Here is a 15,643-nt window from a genome sequence, read left to right on the forward strand (position 1 = left end):
AAATGACATTTACGGCAATTTAATTGCGCTAAATCACCTATTGCACAATAATAATTTTACGCATTCACAAACCCCGGGAATTTTATGGAAATCGACCGCTACGACCGCCAGATCTTGCAGCTGCTGCAGGAGGACGGACGCATCAGCAACCAGGACCTGGCCGACCGCATCGGCCTCTCCCCCTCCCCCTGCCTGCGCCGGGTGCGGGCCCTGGAGGAAGCGGGCCTCATCACCGGCTACCGGGCCCAGCTGGACGCGAAAAAGCTGGGCCTGTCCCTGATGGCCCTGATCGGCATTTCCATGGACCAGCACACGCCGGAGCGCTTCACCAATTTCGAGGCGGCCATCGCCCAGGTGCCCGAAGTCCTGGAATGCCTGCTCATCACCGGCCAGCAGTCCGACTACCAGCTGAAGGTGGCGGTGCAGGACATGGACGCCTACCAGGAGCTGCTGCTCAACCGCATCAACCGCATCGCCGGGGTCACCGGCGTCCATACCAGCTTCGTCCTGCGCCGGGTCATCGACCGCAACACCCTGGCCGTGGCCCCTTGAAACTTGCTTATGGAGTAAGCGACCTGGATTGCGACGCAACCTTGATGATCGGCGGCACTTGGACTTGAGCCGACACTGATCGTAAAAACAAGCGCGATGGCAAATAAGGGAGCAAACGTTTCAAGTCAAGGCCACGGAATTTATAGAGGTGTTACTACTCTTGCTTTGGCTGCTGGAAGGTTTAGGTTGCCTCCATTGGCGGCATGGGGCTCACAAAGGTTACTACTTGAGCTTCCCCATGCCGAACAAGCGGGCAAGCCATCCTGTTTTTTGTTGAGAACAGCAAGGTAAGCACTTTCCATCAGTACCACTCTTGGCCTCATCCATTTTCACAGGGTGCGTAGTTGGCTTATCCGGTCGAAGAAGATCGCCGGGATAGTTGGGATGCCCAAGGCAAAGTTGGTCATCCAACCCAAAGGCTTTGACTGCCGCAACAGCCTCGATGCACCAATAGCCGAAATAGCCACCTTCAAGGGTGTGGTATTTATACCAATAAGGTTGCTCGTACAAGGCAGCATCCTCCGACAGCCCCTTTTTTTGTGGGCGATTCAACTCGGCATACCACTTCTGCACAAAGGTGTAGAGCAGTTGGGGCTGCTGATCCGCCGGGGCATTAATCGTTTCAAGTAGTCGTTGGTAGGGTTTGGGATGACAAAGCTTCGCACCTACCCTGCGCCCCGGCTGACGGGTTGCGATGATGCGGTCAAGCAATGCATCTTCACCTTCGTTGCCAATCAGGAGCAGCAAACGTTGCCACTGAACCTCGGGAATCTCTAGAGAAAGGGCAAGACCGACCAGCCAGAAGCAATTGATGTAATGATCAAGGTTCACTACCCAAGAATGACGCGTGTATTGCTGCCGCTCTGTCCAGACATCCTTACCCAAGCGTTCGGCCTCCTCCCAAGCGTCAAGCATTGGTGGGATGTATTGCGCTAACTCGCGGATGGGATCTCCATGGCAGTAATGCTGGAGAAGTAGACTAAGGTTGTACCCCAACAATGAGTAGACATACTGGGGACGATAGCCGGGATTGCCAGAAGGCTCCTGCAAGAGTCGTTTTCTCTCGTCTATAGTGCTTTCGTAGAAAAGCATCCACTTTTCAAAATAAACTGAGTCTTTCAAAGGATCACGGATCATCTCAGCACTCTCGTTAGTATCGTGCTCACCATCGTTGACGTCGCTTTGGTGATTTTTCCAGAACTATCAACGATGAAGATAAGGGGCTCTCCAGCGGAATCGGTTTGAACACCCTGTTCTTCGAATCGACCCTGAGAAGGTGGAGGTTCAATCTTCACCGTTTCGACAGGATTCCCCAACGACTTCAGTATCCGACCCGCGTCGGTATTCACCCCGGTCAGCCAATCATCACTCATTTGCATCCCATCCGCCGTCTGCTTGAGTGTCGACGTTCTGAATATGCACTCCAACACAACATAATCATCCGCCGATGTGCTGCTAATCCTATACAGGTCGTCAATGCCAGTCTGGCCAATACTGGTGGCGCGGCTGAGCCGTTCTGCATGGTGTTGTGAATCGCCACGGCTTTGCTAACCACTCTGTAGCCAGTTGGAATATTGGTTTTCGAACGTTACCGGAGAAGCGTTGCCGGCATAACCGTAACGGTATTTCGGGTTGCAGATCATTTCGATGTGGTTGAAGACATCGTGGCGTGCTTCGTCGTGGTCGATGAATATCTTGCGACGGGATCAAACCAGGGGCAGCACCGTCACCGCCACCTCCAGCTCGTGGGCGCCGCCGCCCAGGATGACGCCGCGCATGGGGGAAACGTCGCCGAAATCCCGGCCCCAGGCCAGGGTGATGTGGCGGCTGTCGGGAATGAGGTCGTTGGTGGGGTCCAGATCCACCCAGCCCAGGCCGGGACAGAACAGGGAAACCCAGGCGTGGGAGGCGTCGGCCCCGATCAGCCGGGGGCTGCCCGGGGGCGGCTCGGTGAGCAGGTAGCCGCTGACGTAACGGGCCGGCAGGCCGAGGGAGCGCAGGCAGGCCAGCATGAGGTGGGCGAAGTCCTGGCAGACGCCCCGCTTCCTGGCCAGCACCTCGGCCACCGGGGTGGCGACGCTGGTGGCCTGGGGGTCGAATTCGAACTCGGCATGGATGCGCCCCATGAGGTCCCGGGCCGCCGCCAGCAGGCCCCGGCCGGGGGTGAAGGACGGCGCCGCATAGGCGGCGAAGGCGGGCCCCAGGCTGACGAAGGGAGAGGGAAAGGCGAACTGCACCGCCTCCAGCAGTTCCGCCGGCGGCGGCAGGGCGCCCCGGTACACCAGGGCCTGGCGCCAGCCTTCCCAGGGCTGGCCCGGGGGCAGTTCGCCGGCAAAGCGGGGCAGCACCTCGATCTCGGTCTCGGCCCGCACCGTGAGGCTGTCGTGGGGACCGTCGAAGGCCAGCTGGGTGACCGGATTGCCGAAGGCGTCCCAGCGCTCCAGGCGCAGGGATGGCAGGGGCTCCACCTCCAGCCGGTGTTCCCGTACCGTCTGCCAGGGCAGGGGCCGGGGCGTCAGATGCAGCAGCTGCTGGGAGAGGGCCACCGGGGCGCCGTAACGGTATTCGGTGGCGTGGGTGATGCGGTAGGCCGCCGCCAGGGGCGCCTCCGGGGCCGGAACCGGATCGTGCAAGGGCATGCTCAGGCCGCCACCGTCTGATGGCTGACGTCGCCCACGTGGGTGAAGTAGCGCATGGCCAGGCGGTCGGAAAGCTCCCGCACCGCCGCCGCCAGGGCCCACAGCACGGCCGCCAGGTCCTCGCAGGCATTGCAGCCGATGCAGTCGCCGCAGACGTCGCCCTGGAAGCGGGAGAGGTCCACGCTGCGCAGGCGGGCCAGCAGCAGTTCCAGGTCGTCGGTGAAGGGGGCGCCGGCCTCCCCGGCCCCGCCGCCCAGGGACTGTTGCAGGCGGCCCAGGTAGCGCCCCACCACCTGGGCCTGGAAGGCCACCGAGTGGGGGTTGTCCTCGTCCAGCACCAGAAGGTCGATCACCGGCAGCAGTTCGGGCTGGGAGAGGTAGCGGGAGCGGTAGGTGATGGTGCTGTCGGCCAGCTCCAGCAGCCACTCCAGGCCGCCCTGGCCCTGGGAGCGGTCCTTGCCCTCCAGGGCGAGGAAGCCGGCGATGGCCGAGGCCAGGAAGTGCAGCCGCTCCAGGCGGCGGCCCACCACGTGGAAGCGCCAGCCGTCGTCCCGGGTCATGTTGTCCATGGTGAAGCCGGCCAGGGAAGCGCAGGAGAGCAGGGCCTGGTCGAGGCAGGCCAGGGTCTCGCCGGGCTCGGGCCGGCTTTCCTTGCTGGCCTGCATGTCGTGGTTGAGGCGGTTGATGGCGTGCCAGTGGTCCATGGAGAGGCGCTCCCGCACCTGGGTGGCGGACCATTGCAGGCGCTTCAGGCCTGCCGCCAGGCCGGTATCCCAGGCGTCGTCGAAGACCGCCCGGGTCAGCCGCTCGGCCAGGGTCGGGGGCAGGGCCGGCGGCCGGGCCGCCGCCTGTTCCCCGGCCTCGTCCCGGGGCGGCAGCAGGCCCATGGCCTCGCCCACCGCCAGGGCGGCGAACAGCTCCGGCCCCGGCTCGCCGCCGGCGTCGATGAGCCGGGTCAGGGCCACCCGCAGGAAGCGGCTGGTGTGGTCGCAACGCTCCGAATAGCGGCCCAGCCAGAAGAGGTTTTCCACCACCCGGGAAGAGAGGCTGCGACCGCCCCGCACCACGTCCCGGGCGCCGATGGAGGGTTTGAGCAGGCTGAAGGTGGACACCGGCTCGTCGGACAGCACCCAGGCGTCCTTGGAGGCGCCGCCCCGCTGCATGGAAATGACCCGGGCGCCGGCACCGCCGGCCACCCGGGCGAGGCCGCCGGGCATCACCCGGTAGCCCTGGGGCGTGGCCACGGCATAGACCCGCAGACCCGCCGGCCGGGCCAGCAGGCGCCGCTCGTGGCTGCGGCTCCAGGTGGGGGCCTGGGACAGCTGTACCAGTTCCTGGGCAACGTAGGCCTGGGGCTCGGCCTGCAGGCGGGCCAGCAGCTGCTCCCGCTGGGCGCCCTTCAGGTCGGCGCCGAAAATGGGGTCGAAGCGGCGGCCGGGAAAGGCCGCCTTGATCACCAGCTGGTCCAGGTGTTCGCTGGTGTATTTGAGGGCCGGCGCCTCGCCGCACCACCAGGTGGCCACCGAGGGCATCTGCAGGGGTTCCCCCAGGAGGCGCTCGCAGATGGCCGGGAGGAAGCCCGGCAACGCCCCCGACTCCACCACGCCGCTACCCAGGGCATTGGCCACCAGCACCCGGCCGGCCCGCACCGCCTGCAGCAGGCCGGGCACGCCGAGGGCGGAATCGCCGCGCAGCTCCAGGGGGTCGCAGAAGTCGTCGTCCTGGCGGCGCAGGATGGCGTGCACCCGCTTCAGGCCGGTGAGGGTCTTAAGGAAGACGGTCTCGCCCCGCACCGTCAGGTCCGGCCCTTCCACCAGGGGGAAGCCCAGGTAGCGGGCCAGGTAGGCGTGCTCGAAGTAGGTTTCGTTGTAGGGCCCGGGCGTGAGCAGCACGATCAGGGGTGGCTCGCCGCCCTCGCCGCTGTCCGGGGCGTAGTGGGCCAGGCTCTCCTGGACGCTGCGGAAGAAGCCGGCCAGGTGCTCCACTTTCAGGTCGCGGAAGAGGTCGGGGAAGACCCGGGAGACGATCAGCCGGTTTTCCAGGGAATAGCCGGCGCCGGAGGGGGCCTGGGTGCGGTCGGCGATGGCCCACCAGCGGCCGTCCGGCGAGCGGGCCAGGTCCACGGCGTAGAAATGGAGGAAGGTGTCGCCGGGCTGGCGCACCTGGCGGCAGGGCCAGAGGAAGCCGCCGTGGCCGTACACCAGGGCCGGCGGCAGCAGGCCCGAGGCCAGCAGGTCCTGGGGGCCGTAGAGGTCGGCCAGGACGGCGTTGAGCAGGGTGGCGCGCTGGGCCACGGCGGCGGCGAGCTGGCGCCACTCGTCGGCGGGGATGATCAGCGGCAGGGGGTCCAGTTCCCAGGGCCGGTCGGTGCCCTTGGGGTCGGCATAGACGTTGTAGGTGACGCCGTTTTCCTGGATGCGCCGCTGCACGAAGGCCAGGCGGGCCCGCATCTGCTCCGGCGAGGCGGCGTCCAGGTGGGAAAAGAAGGCTTGCCAGTGGGGACGCACCGCGCCGCCGGCGGCGAGCATTTCGTCGTAGCGGCCGGCGGAATCGGGATAGATGGAGAGAAGGGTGCGCGCCATGGCGTTCCGCAAAAAAGCGCGGCGGGGAAAAGGGGCGCCGCGCTGGTGGTTTTTTCCAGGGAGGGACTAGGGCCGGCCCTGGCGGCGCAAGTCTAGCGTAAACGGGAATTCCGGGTTCTGCAGCGGCGCCGCCTGGCCCCGGCCCGCCAGGGGGCCCGGAGTGTGGCCCATGGGGAAGAAGCGGGCCAGGCGCCGGCTCTCGGCCTCGAAGGCATTGACCGGGAAGGCCTCGAAATTGCGCCCGCCCGGATGGGCCACGTGGTACTGGCAGCCGCCCAGGGAGCGGTCCATCCAGGTATCCACCAGGTCGAAGGTCAGGGGCGCATGGACGCCGATGGTGGGATGCAGGCAGGCGGCCGGCTGCCAGGCCCGGTAGCGCACCCCGGCGACGAACTCGCCGACGGTGCCGGTGGGCTGCAGGGGCACGGCATGGCCGTTGCAGGTAAGGCGGTAGCGGTCCGGTGGCAGGCCCGTGACCTTGACCTGGAGCCGCTCCACGGAGGAATCCACATAGCGCACGGTGCCGCCGGCGGCGCCCTCCTCGCCCATGACGTGCCAGGGCTCCAGGGCGTGGCGCAGCTCCACGGCGACGCCGCGTACGGCGAAGTCGCCGATGCGGGGGAAGCGGAATTCCAGGTGGGGCGCGAACCAGGCCGGGTCGAAGGCGTAGCCCGCCGCCTGCATTTCCGTCACCACGTCGGCGAAATCCTGGGCGATGAAGTGGGGCAGCATGAAGCGGTCGTGCAGCTCCGTGCCCCAGCGGGCCAGCCGCTCCGGGGCGTAGGGACGGGCCCAGAAGCGGGCCACCAGGGCCCGCAGCAGCAGTTGCTGGGTCAGGCTCATGCGGGCGTGGGGCGGCATCTCGAAGGCCCGCAGTTCCAGCAGGCCCAGGCGCCCCGTGGGGCCGTCGGGGGAGAACAGCTTGTCGATGCAGAACTCGGCCCGGTGGGTGTTGCCGGTGACGTCGATGAGCAGGTTGCGCAGCAGCCGGTCGGTGAGCCAGGGGGCGCCTCCCTCCCCCGGCGGCGGGAACTGGCGGAAGGCGGTCTCCAGCTCGTAGAGGCTGTCGTTGCGGGCCTCGTCCACCCGCGGTGCCTGGGAGGTGGGGCCGACGAAGAGGCCGGAGAAGAGGTAGGATAGGCTGGGGTGGTTGTGCCAGTAGGAGATGAGGCTGCGCAGCAGGTCGGGCCGGCGCAGGAAGGGGGAATCGGCCGGCGTGGCGCCGCCGAGGACGAAGTGGTTGCCGCCGCCGGTGCCGGTGTGGCGGCCGTCGAGCATGAACTTCTCGGTAGAGAGGCGGGTTTCCCGGGCCGCCTCGTAGAGGTGGCTGGTGCGCTCCACCAGTTCGTCCCAGGATTTGGCCGGGTGGATGTTCACCTCGATCACCCCCGGGTCCGGCGTCACCCGGAACACTTCCAGGCGGGGGTCCCGGGGCGGCTCGTAGCCTTCGAACATGACCGGCAGGCCCTGGGCTTCGGCGGTGGCTTCCACCGCCGCCAGCACTTCCAGGTAGTCCTCCAGGCTGCCCACGGGGGGCATGAAAATGTAGAGCACGCCGTTACGGGGTTCGGCGCACATGGCGGTGCGGGTGATCCAGGCGGCGGATTGGTGATGCCCCGGGACCCGCTCCCCGCCTGCCTCTCCAGGAATGCCACCCGGAGATGCGCTTGCTGCCTGCCTGCCAGGCATGGCCTCCGTGGGGATGCCCGGCATCTGCCGCCGCAGTTCGGCGTGGCGGGCCAGGGGCGCCCGGGGCGCCGCCGGGTCCGGCGGATTGAGGTAGGGGTAGTCGGACTGGCTGACCCAGGGCTGGGAATCCAGGGGCAGGCGGTAGCCCACCGGGGAGTCGCCGGGGATCAGGTAGCAGCGCTCGCTGCGCAGGAACCAGGAACCGCTCTGCCAGCGGCCGGCGGCCGTCTTGCCCAGGGGCAGCACCTGGCCCACGGCCTGCTCCAGGCCCCGGGTGAACACCTTGGCCAGACGTGCCCGCTCCAGGGGATCGTCGAGGCGGGCATCGAAGGGATCCACGTTGGCCGGCAGGCGCCGCTCCCGCCACAGGTAGTAGAAGGCGTCCTCATAGGCGGGGAACACATGCTTTTCCTCCAGGCCCAGGCGCCGCGCCACCTCGCCGAGGAAGGCGCCGGCCCGGGCGGCATCGACGCCGTAGTCCCGGGACTCGTCGGCGTACAGCTCGGGCCGCTGCCACAGGGGCTCGCCGTCCTGGCGCCAGTAGCAGTTGAGGGACCAGCGGGGCAGCTGTTCCCCCGGATACCACTTGCCCTGGCCGAAATGCATGAAGCCCCGGGGGGCGTACTTCTCCCGCAGGCGGTGGAACAGGTCGGCCGCCAGCAGGCGCTTTTTCGGCCCCAGGGCCTCGGTGTTCCACTCGGCCCCGTCCGGGTCGTCCATGGAGACGAAGGTGGGCTCGCCGCCCATGGTCAGGCGCACGTCCCGGGCCGCCAGGTCGCTGTCCACCGTCTGCCCCAGGGCTTCGATGCGGGACCACTGTTCCTCGCTGTAGGGCTTGGTCACCCGGGGCGCTTCCCAGATGCGGCTGACGCCCATGGTGTGGCCGAACTCGCATTCGCACGGCTCCAGGGCGCCGCTGATGGGCGCCGCCGAGGAAGGCTCGGGGGAGGCGGCCAGGGGAACATGGCCCTCGCCGGCGAAGAGGCCGGAGGTGGGGTCCAGGCCGATCCAGCCGGCGCCGGGCAGGTACACCTCGCACCAGGCGTGCAGGTCGGTGAAATCGGCTGCGGGACCGGAGGGACCGTCCAGGGATTTGACGTCGGCGGTGAGCTGGATCAGGTAGCCGGAAACGAAGCGGGCCGCCAGGCCCAGGTGGCGCAGCAGCTGGCAGAGCAGCCAGGCCGAGTCGCGGCAGGAGCCGGAGCCCTTGGCCAGAGTCTCTTCCGGTGTCTGCACCCCGGGCTCGAGGCGGATCAGGTAGGAAATGTCCCGGGCCAGGCGGGCGTTGAGGGCCACCAGGAAATCCACGCTGCGGCACTTCTCCCGGGAGATGGAAGCCAGATACGCCTGGAATTTCGGCGTCGCCGGCAGGGTGTACAGATAGGGCGCCAGCTCGTGTCGCTGCCAGGCCTCGTAAGCGAAGGGCACCTCCTCCGCATAGGGTTCGAGGAAGAAGTCGAAGGGATTGATGACCGACATCTGGGCCACCAGATCCACCTCCACCCGGAACTCCCGGGTCTTCTCCGGGAACACCAGGCGGGCCAGCCAGTTGGCCTGGGGATCCTGCTGCCAGTTGATGAAGTGCTCCCCCGGCATCACCTTGAGGGAATAGGAGAGGATGGGGGTGCGGCTGTGGGGCGCCGGACGCAGCCGGATCACCTGGGGCCCCAGGGCGATGGGCCGGTCGTAGCGGTAATGGGTGACGTGGTTCAGCGCGACGTGGATGGACACGGGGCGGCTCCGGGCGATGGGCGATAGCCGGATTTAGCAAGAGCCGGGCCATGCCCCAGGACGGGTCACCCCCTGGAGAGGCGCATGGATACTGGGCCCCGGGCCGGCCGCCGGCCATCATCCGCACCATCCCGGAGCACGCCTGCCCCGGGCGCACCAGGAACGGGAGCCCCAGCCCCCTGTTACAGCCCAGTTGCAGCATTTTCCCTGCGTGATAACCTCCCACCCTTCCGCATTTCAACCCAACACCCAGATGACCTCTCCCGCCTTCAGCACGCCCCGCGAATTCCTCGCCGAACTGAGCGAAAAATTCCAGGTTTTCCGCGACCACCTGCCCCTGGCCATCGGCATCAACCAGCAACTGGCCGCCCTGTATCCGGAAATCGACCCCAAGCTGCTGAAGGTGAGCCTGTTCCGCCACACCAACTCGGTCCGCTACCTGAAGAACATGGAGAAGGCCACCCAGCGCCACGACCTGCAGGGCAACGCCGCCGGCGAGGTGGCCGAGGAACACCGCCAGCACGCCTCCGAAGTGCTGAAGGAACGCTTCAAGAAACAGGCCGAACAACGCCGCGCCGAAGCCGCCGCCAAGAAGGCCGAAGAAGATGCCAAGAAGGCGGAAGCCCAGCGCGCCGCCAAGCTCACCGCCCTGGCCGAAAAATTCGGCCGCAAATAAACAGGAAAACCGCCATGGCCACCAAAGCCCCCGTCAAAGCCGCCACCGCCGCCAAGCCCGCCACCAAGCCCGTCGCCAAAGCCGCCGTAAAACCGGCAGCGAAGCCCGCAGCCAAACCCGTCGCCAAGCCGGCAGCGAAGCCGGTCGTCGCCAAGCCGGCCGCCAGCACCAAGCCCGTTGCTGCCGCCAAGCCGGCGACCAAGAGCGCCGCGCCCCAGCGCCTGCTGGGTGCCGCCGACCTGATGGGCGCCCTGGACCTGGCCGACGAGTTCTACGCCATCGCCTACAACATCGAGACCTCCCTGCTCAACGGCGGCGCCGTGCCGGGCCAGGACTACACCCGCCTGGACCTCTACCAGCTGGCCCAGCCCTTCGTCCTGGAACTGTTCAAGGGCAACGAGAAGTTCTCCTACATCTATCCGGCGGTGGAAGTGAACAAGCCCTGAGCCGTTTCCCGGCCCAAGCAAAAGGCGCCCGCGGGCGCCTTTTTTGTTGCCTGCCGGCCCGCTCCCGGCCTCAGTCCCAGGCCGGGTCGGGCAGTTCGGCGAAGACCTGGCGCAGGCGCTCGCCCCATTGGGTGCGGATCTGGTTGAAGTAGGGATCGTCGGCGCCGATCTTGATCTGGTGGGTGACCTTGAAGTCCCCCCTCTCGTAGACCAGCAGGTCCAGGGGCAGGCCCACGGAGAGGTTGGAGCGGATGGTGGAATCCATGGAGATGAGGGCGCATTTGGAGGCCTCCTCCAGGCTGGTGGCCTTTTTCACCACCCGGTCGATGATGGGCTTGCCGTACTTGGATTCGCCGATCTGGAAATAGGGCGTGTCGTGGGTCGCCTCGATGAAGTTGCCGGCGGCGTAGATCTGGAACAGGCGCGGCTCCTCGCCGTGGATGTGGCCGCCGAGGATGAAGGCGGCGGCGAAATCGACGCCGAATTCCTTGAGGGCGGCCGCATCCCGCTGGTGCACCTCGCGCAGGGCGTCGCCCACCAGGCGCGCCGCCTCGAACAGGTTGGGGGCGTTGTAGAGATTGGGCTTGTCAGTGGCCGCCAGGTGCTCGTTCAGCACATTGACCACGGACTGGCTGATGGAGAGGTTGCCCGAGGTCATCAGCACCAGCATGCGCTCCCCCGGGCGCTCCCACACGGTCATCTTGCGGAAGGTGTTGATGTGGTCCACCCCGGCGTTGGTGCGGGAATCGGAAAGGAAGACCAGGCCGGCATCGAGCCGCATTGCCACGCAGTAAGTCATGTCGTCGTCGCTGTTTTTATGATGATGAAAAAAGGCCGGCGGCAGCTGCCGCCGGCGCCTCCCCGACTGATGCGCCTCAGGCCGGCACCAGGAAGTCCTGGGAGATGCGGTTGCCCAGGTCGTAGATGTCGTCCATGAACTCGGTCAGGTACTCGTGCAGGCCATCCTCCAGCACGTCGTCGATGCGGCCGTAGTGCAGGCGCGAATGCAGCAGGCCGGCCCGGCGCAGGGTCTCGCTGGACTGGCGGTTGCCCACCAGGCCCAGCAGGTGATTCACCTTGTCCAGGCAGTGGTGCAGGGAACGGGGCATGTCCATGCGCAGGATCAGCAGCTCCGCCACCCGGGCCGGGGTGATGACGTCCCGGTACACCTTGCGGTACACCTCGAAGGCGGAAAGGGAGCGCAGCAGGGCGCCCCACTGGTAGAAGTCGGTGACGCCGCCCTCCTCCCCTTCACCGTTGGGCTGCAGGAAGTGGTATTTCACGTCCAGGATGCGGGCCGTGTTGTCGGCCCGCTCCAGGAGGCCGCCCATACGGATGAAGTGGGCCGCCTCGTCCTGCAGCAGGGTGCCGAAGGTGACGCCCCGGGTCAGGGCCGAGCGCAGCTTGACCCATTCGAAGAACTCGGTGATGCCGCCGGCCATGATCTGCTCGAAGCTCTGGGCCCGCAGGTCGATCCAGGCGGCGTTGATGGTCTCCCACATTTCCGTGGTGAGGGTGCCGCGCACGGCGTGGGCGTTCTCCCGGGCTGCCCGCAGGCAGCTGTAGATGGAGGAGAAGTTGCTTTCGTCCCGCACCATGAAGCGCAGCACGTTTTCCGCGCTGGGCTCGCCGTAGGCCTTGGCGAAGGGCTCTTCCAGGCTGTTGAGGACGATGATGGCGTTCCAGTTCTGGTTCGCCGCTTCCGGCGACTGGGGCACCAGGGACATCTGGTAGGTGACGTCCAGCAGGCGGGCCAGGTTCTCGGCCCGCTCGATGTAGCGGGCCATCCAGTAGAGGTGATCGGCGGTTCGGCTGAGCATGATGGTTTCCTAGTCTTTTTTAGCCACAGAGGACACAGAGATCACAGAGAAAAAGCAGAAGCGTTCCGGGCCCGCACGTTTTGCGGCAACACGCCAGCCGCAGCCACGGTTTTACCCTCTGTGTTCTCTGTGCCCTCTGTGGCAAGGTTTCTCATTCCAGCACCCAGGTGTCCTTGGTGCCGCCGCCCTGGGAGGAGTTCACCACCAGGGAGCCTTCCTGCAGGGCCACCCGGGTGAGACCGCCGGGGACCATGGTCACTTCCTTGCCGGAGAGGACGAAGGGGCGCAGGTCGATGTGGCGCGGCGCCACACCCGATTCGACGAAGGTGGGGCAGGTGGACAGGGCCAGGGTGGGCTGGGCGATGTACTTCTCCGGGCTGGCGATGAGGCGCCGGCGGAAGTCCTCGATCTCGGCCTGGGTGGAGGCCGGCCCCACCAGCATGCCGTAGCCGCCGGCGCCATGGACTTCCTTCACCACCAGTTCCGGCAGGTGGGCCAGGGTGTAGGCCAGGTCCTCGGGCTTGCGGCACATGTAGGTGGGCACGTTGTTGAGGATGGGTTCCTCCCCCAGGTAGAAACGCACCATTTCCGGCACATAGGGGTAGATGGACTTGTCGTCGGCCACCCCGGTGCCCACGGCATTGGCCAGGGTCACCTTGCCGGCCCGGTAGGCCTGCAGGATGCCGGGCACGCCGAGCATGGAATCGGCACGGAAGACCTGCGGGTCGATGAAGTCGTCGTCGATGCGGCGGTAGATCACGTCCACCCGCTGGGGGCCCTGGGTGGTGCGCATGTAGACCGTGTCGTTATCGACGAAAAGGTCCCGCCCTTCCACCAGTTCCACCCCCATCTGCTGGGCCAGGAAGGTGTGCTCGAAGTAGGCGCTGTTGTAGGCCCCCGGAGTCAGCACCACCACCGTGGGATCGGAGACACCGTTGGGGGCGGAGGCCCGCAGGGTCTCCAGCAGCAGGTCCGGGTAATGCTCCACCGGGGCCACCTTGTGCTTGGAGAACAGCTCGGGGAAGAGCCGCATCATCATCTTGCGGTCTTCCAGCATGTAGGAGACGCCGGAGGGGACCCGCAGGTTGTCTTCCAGCACGTAGAACTCGCCGGCCCCGGCCCGCACCAGGTCCACGCCGGCGATGTGGGCATAGATGCCGGCCGGCACGTCCACCCCGCGCATGATGGGACGGAATTGGGCGTTGCCCTCCACCTGCTCCCGGGGAATGCGCCCGGCCTTGAGGATTTCCTGGTCGTGGTAGATGTCGTGGAGGAACAGGTTGAGAGCCTTGACCCGCTGCTTGAGGCCGGCCTTGAGGGCCTTCCACTCATCTGCCGGGATGACCCGGGGAATGATGTCGAAGGGGATCAGCCGCTCGGTGCCGGCCTCCTCGCCATAGACGGCGAAGGTGATGCCGACGCGGCGGAAGGCGATGTCGGCCTCGGCCCGCTTGCGGGCGATGCGTTCGTCAGGGGTTTCGGAAAGCCAGCGCCGGTAGGTCTGGTAGTGGGAGCGGACGGCGCCGTCGGCACCGTTCATTTCGTCGAAGAAGCTGGGCTTGTTCATGATGGTCGCGCCATGAGGAAGGGCGACAATCAAATAGCAGGGGTTGTGCCAGGATCATAATCGCTTGATCCTTAAAGGACTTCCGGGGAATTGGCGGAAGCGGCGCCAGAAAACGGTGCCACCATGCACCATGGGCAGAAGCGGGCGCACCAATTTGAAGCAGAAAAGTGTGATTTCCTTCACAGCATGGCTGGTGGCGGAAATATAATGCGCACTTCATGTTTCATATAGTTTGGACAATCCCATGCTTGATCAACTTTCCCTGCGTACCCGACTCCTGGCGGTAGTGCTGGTGGCGCTCCTGGGGGTCCTGGCACTGGCGGCCATCGCCGCCTTCAATACCCGCTCCCTCATGCTGGATGAGAGAAAAGGCCAGATTCGCGCCATCACCCAGGGCGCCTACAACGTGGTCGCCTACTATCAAAGCCAGGAAGCCGCCGGCAACCTCAGCCGCGACGAGGCCCAGGCCCACGCCAAGGCGGCCGTGCGGCAGATCCGCTTCAACGGCCCCGACGGCAAGAGCGACTATTTCTACATCTGGACCCCCGATGGCATCAGCGTCATGCATGCCCTGAAGCCGGAATGGGAAGGCAAGCCCATGGGCGACCAGGTGAAGGACGGCAGCGGCAAGCTGATCATCCGGGAACTGGCAAGCCTGCTGCAGAACCAGGCCACCACCTACATGGACACCCAGTTCGTCAAGAAGGCGGGCGACCCCACCATGTATCCCAAGGTGCTCTACGCCCAGAAATTCCCGGCCTGGGACTGGATCATCGGCACCGGCGTCTATATCGACGAAGTGGACCGGGAGTTCCAGCAAACCCTGATCTACCAGGGCCTGCTGGCTCTGGTGGTGCTGGCCCTGATCGGCAGCATCTGCTACCTGGTGACCCGCAGCGTGCTCAAGCAGATCGGTGGCGAACCTGCCGCCGCCACGGCCATCATGCAGCAGGTGGCCGGCGGCAACCTGCATGCGGCCATCGGCCAGACCCAGCCCGGCAGCCTGCTCCATGCCCTGAGCCAGATGGTGCTCTCCCTGCGCCAGATGCTCACCGAAATCCGCCAGGACGCGGAAACCCTGGCCAGCAACTCCCAGGCGATCAGCTCCGCCTCCAGCCAGCTGGCCGACACCACCGGTGCCCAGGCCGATGCCACCTCCTCCATGGCCGCCGCCATTGAACAGCTGACGGTCAGTTCCAGCCACATTTCCGACAGCGCCGAGGAGACCCAGGGGGATTCCCACAAAGCCGTGGATCTCTCCAAACAGGGCCGGGAACGGGCAGAGCAGGCCGCCGAGGCCATGCAGCGCATCGCCGCCACGGTATCCGAAGGCTCCACCCGCATCCGCACCCTGGATCAGCAGGCCAACCAGATTTCCTCCATTGCCGGGGTGATCAAGGACATCGCCGGGCAAACCAATCTGCTGGCCCTCAACGCCGCCATCGAGGCGGCCCGGGCCGGCGAGGCGGGCCGCGGTTTTGCCGTGGTCGCCGACGAGGTGCGCAAGCTGGCGGAACGGACGTCCTCCGCCACCATCGAAATCGAGCAGATGATCGCCAGCATCCAGAGCGAGACCAACAACGCGGTGCAGTCCATGGACGACGCCCTGCCCCAGGTGGAACAGGGGGTCAGCCTGGCCCAGGCGGCGGCCGAATCCCTGGCCACTATCGAGGCCGGCGCCCTGCGCACCCTGGAGCACATCCAGGAAGTGGCCAATGCCATCCGCGAACAGAGCGCCGCCAGCACCTCCATCGCCCAGCGCGTCGAAGCCATTGCCCAGACGGTGGAAGAAACCAGCACCACCATGAACAACACCATGACCTCTGCCCAGGACCTGGAACGGGTGGCCCACAACCTGAAGGGCCTGGTGAACCGCTTCCAGACATGAGGCCGGCAAAGCCCAATGAAAAAAGCCCGGAGCTTCGGCCCCGGGCTTTTTTT

Annotated in this window: 12 protein-coding genes; 5 read left to right on the forward strand and 7 right to left on the reverse strand. The window is 66.2% G+C overall.

What is annotated here, in order from left to right:
• Positions 1-84: 84 nt before the first annotated feature.
• Complete coding sequence (locus EV678_RS06165; protein ID WP_130458864.1) at positions 85-552, forward strand: Lrp/AsnC family transcriptional regulator; 468 nt, start codon at positions 85-87, stop codon at positions 550-552.
• Positions 553-774: 222 nt separating this feature from the next.
• Here EV678_RS06165 and EV678_RS06170 read toward each other — a convergent pair whose 3' ends face one another.
• Positions 775-1,689 (reverse strand): PoNi-like cognate immunity protein, encoded by a 915-nt coding sequence (locus EV678_RS06170; RefSeq protein WP_130458865.1) that lies wholly within the window; start codon positions 1,687-1,689, stop codon positions 775-777.
• Positions 1,690-1,793: 104 nt separating this feature from the next.
• Between EV678_RS06170 and EV678_RS06175 the strand changes: the two genes are divergently transcribed.
• Positions 1,794-2,084 (forward strand): hypothetical protein, encoded by a 291-nt coding sequence (locus EV678_RS06175; RefSeq protein ID WP_130458866.1) that lies wholly within the window; start codon positions 1,794-1,796, stop codon positions 2,082-2,084.
• 174 nt (positions 2,085-2,258) lie between these two features.
• Here the strand turns inward: EV678_RS06175 and EV678_RS06180 are convergent, their stop codons facing one another.
• The 3 genes from EV678_RS06180 to EV678_RS06190 all read right to left on the reverse strand — a co-directional run bounded on the left by EV678_RS06180 (position 2,259) and on the right by EV678_RS06190 (position 9,193).
• Positions 2,259-3,191 carry a transglutaminase family protein gene (locus EV678_RS06180; protein ID WP_130458867.1) on the reverse strand — a complete coding sequence of 311 codons (933 nt, stop codon included), beginning with the start codon at positions 3,189-3,191 and terminating at the stop codon, positions 2,259-2,261.
• A gap of 2 nt (positions 3,192-3,193) precedes the next feature.
• A complete protein-coding gene (locus EV678_RS06185) occupies positions 3,194-5,773 on the reverse strand; it encodes a circularly permuted type 2 ATP-grasp protein (RefSeq protein WP_130458868.1) in 2,580 nt (859 codons plus the stop codon).
• Between the two features lie 66 nt (positions 5,774-5,839).
• Entirely contained in the window at positions 5,840-9,193 is a 3,354-nt protein-coding gene (locus EV678_RS06190) for a transglutaminase family protein (protein WP_130458869.1), read from the reverse strand.
• Positions 9,194-9,446: 253 nt separating this feature from the next.
• On the opposite strand from EV678_RS06190, the gene EV678_RS16140 reads away from it, so the two are divergent.
• Both EV678_RS16140 and EV678_RS16145 read left to right on the forward strand, forming a co-directional pair.
• A complete protein-coding gene (locus tag EV678_RS16140; protein WP_014238244.1) occupies positions 9,447-9,869 on the forward strand; it encodes a ProQ/FINO family protein in 423 nt (140 codons plus the stop codon).
• A 14-nt stretch (positions 9,870-9,883) separates the two neighbouring features.
• Positions 9,884-10,315, forward strand: a complete 432-nt coding sequence (locus EV678_RS16145; protein WP_207222189.1) for a hypothetical protein — start codon at positions 9,884-9,886, stop codon at positions 10,313-10,315.
• 70 nt (positions 10,316-10,385) lie between these two features.
• Here EV678_RS16145 and EV678_RS06200 read toward each other — a convergent pair whose 3' ends face one another.
• The 3 genes from EV678_RS06200 to EV678_RS06210 all read right to left on the reverse strand — a co-directional run bounded on the left by EV678_RS06200 (position 10,386) and on the right by EV678_RS06210 (position 13,702).
• Positions 10,386-11,114 carry a proteasome-type protease gene (locus EV678_RS06200; protein WP_130458871.1) on the reverse strand — a complete coding sequence of 243 codons (729 nt, stop codon included), beginning with the start codon at positions 11,112-11,114 and terminating at the stop codon, positions 10,386-10,388.
• Between the two features lie 76 nt (positions 11,115-11,190).
• Positions 11,191-12,135, reverse strand: a complete 945-nt coding sequence (locus EV678_RS06205; protein ID WP_014238247.1) for an alpha-E domain-containing protein — start codon at positions 12,133-12,135, stop codon at positions 11,191-11,193.
• 151 nt (positions 12,136-12,286) lie between these two features.
• Positions 12,287-13,702, reverse strand: a complete 1,416-nt coding sequence (locus EV678_RS06210; RefSeq protein ID WP_207222192.1) for a circularly permuted type 2 ATP-grasp protein — start codon at positions 13,700-13,702, stop codon at positions 12,287-12,289.
• A 244-nt stretch (positions 13,703-13,946) separates the two neighbouring features.
• Between EV678_RS06210 and EV678_RS06215 the strand changes: the two genes are divergently transcribed.
• Positions 13,947-15,590 carry a methyl-accepting chemotaxis protein gene (locus EV678_RS06215; protein ID WP_130458872.1) on the forward strand — a complete coding sequence of 548 codons (1,644 nt, stop codon included), beginning with the start codon at positions 13,947-13,949 and terminating at the stop codon, positions 15,588-15,590.
• The last annotated feature ends 53 nt before the right edge of the window (positions 15,591-15,643 follow it).

The organism is Azospira oryzae (assembly GCF_004217225.1).
In the GTDB taxonomy this organism is placed as follows: Bacteria; Pseudomonadota; Gammaproteobacteria; order Burkholderiales; family Rhodocyclaceae; genus Azospira; species Azospira oryzae.

Bases quoted from the DNA above. Each gene is read 5' to 3' on its own strand.
- EV678_RS06165 (WP_130458864.1), top strand. From the start codon at position 85: ATGGAAATCGACCGCTACGACCGCCAGATCTTGCAGCTGCTGCAGGAG.
- EV678_RS06170 (WP_130458865.1), bottom strand. From the start codon at position 1,689: ATGATCCGTGATCCTTTGAAAGACTCAGTTTATTTTGAAAAGTGGATG.
- EV678_RS06180 (WP_130458867.1), bottom strand. From the start codon at position 3,191: ATGCCCTTGCACGATCCGGTTCCGGCCCCGGAGGCGCCCCTGGCGGCG.
- EV678_RS06185 (WP_130458868.1), bottom strand. From the start codon at position 5,773: ATGGCGCGCACCCTTCTCTCCATCTATCCCGATTCCGCCGGCCGCTAC.
- EV678_RS16140 (WP_014238244.1), top strand. From the start codon at position 9,447: ATGACCTCTCCCGCCTTCAGCACGCCCCGCGAATTCCTCGCCGAACTG.
- EV678_RS16145 (WP_207222189.1), top strand. From the start codon at position 9,884: ATGGCCACCAAAGCCCCCGTCAAAGCCGCCACCGCCGCCAAGCCCGCC.
- EV678_RS06200 (WP_130458871.1), bottom strand. From the start codon at position 11,114: ATGACTTACTGCGTGGCAATGCGGCTCGATGCCGGCCTGGTCTTCCTT.
- EV678_RS06205 (WP_014238247.1), bottom strand. From the start codon at position 12,135: ATGCTCAGCCGAACCGCCGATCACCTCTACTGGATGGCCCGCTACATC.
- EV678_RS06210 (WP_207222192.1), bottom strand. From the start codon at position 13,702: ATGAACAAGCCCAGCTTCTTCGACGAAATGAACGGTGCCGACGGCGCC.
- EV678_RS06215 (WP_130458872.1), top strand. From the start codon at position 13,947: ATGCTTGATCAACTTTCCCTGCGTACCCGACTCCTGGCGGTAGTGCTG.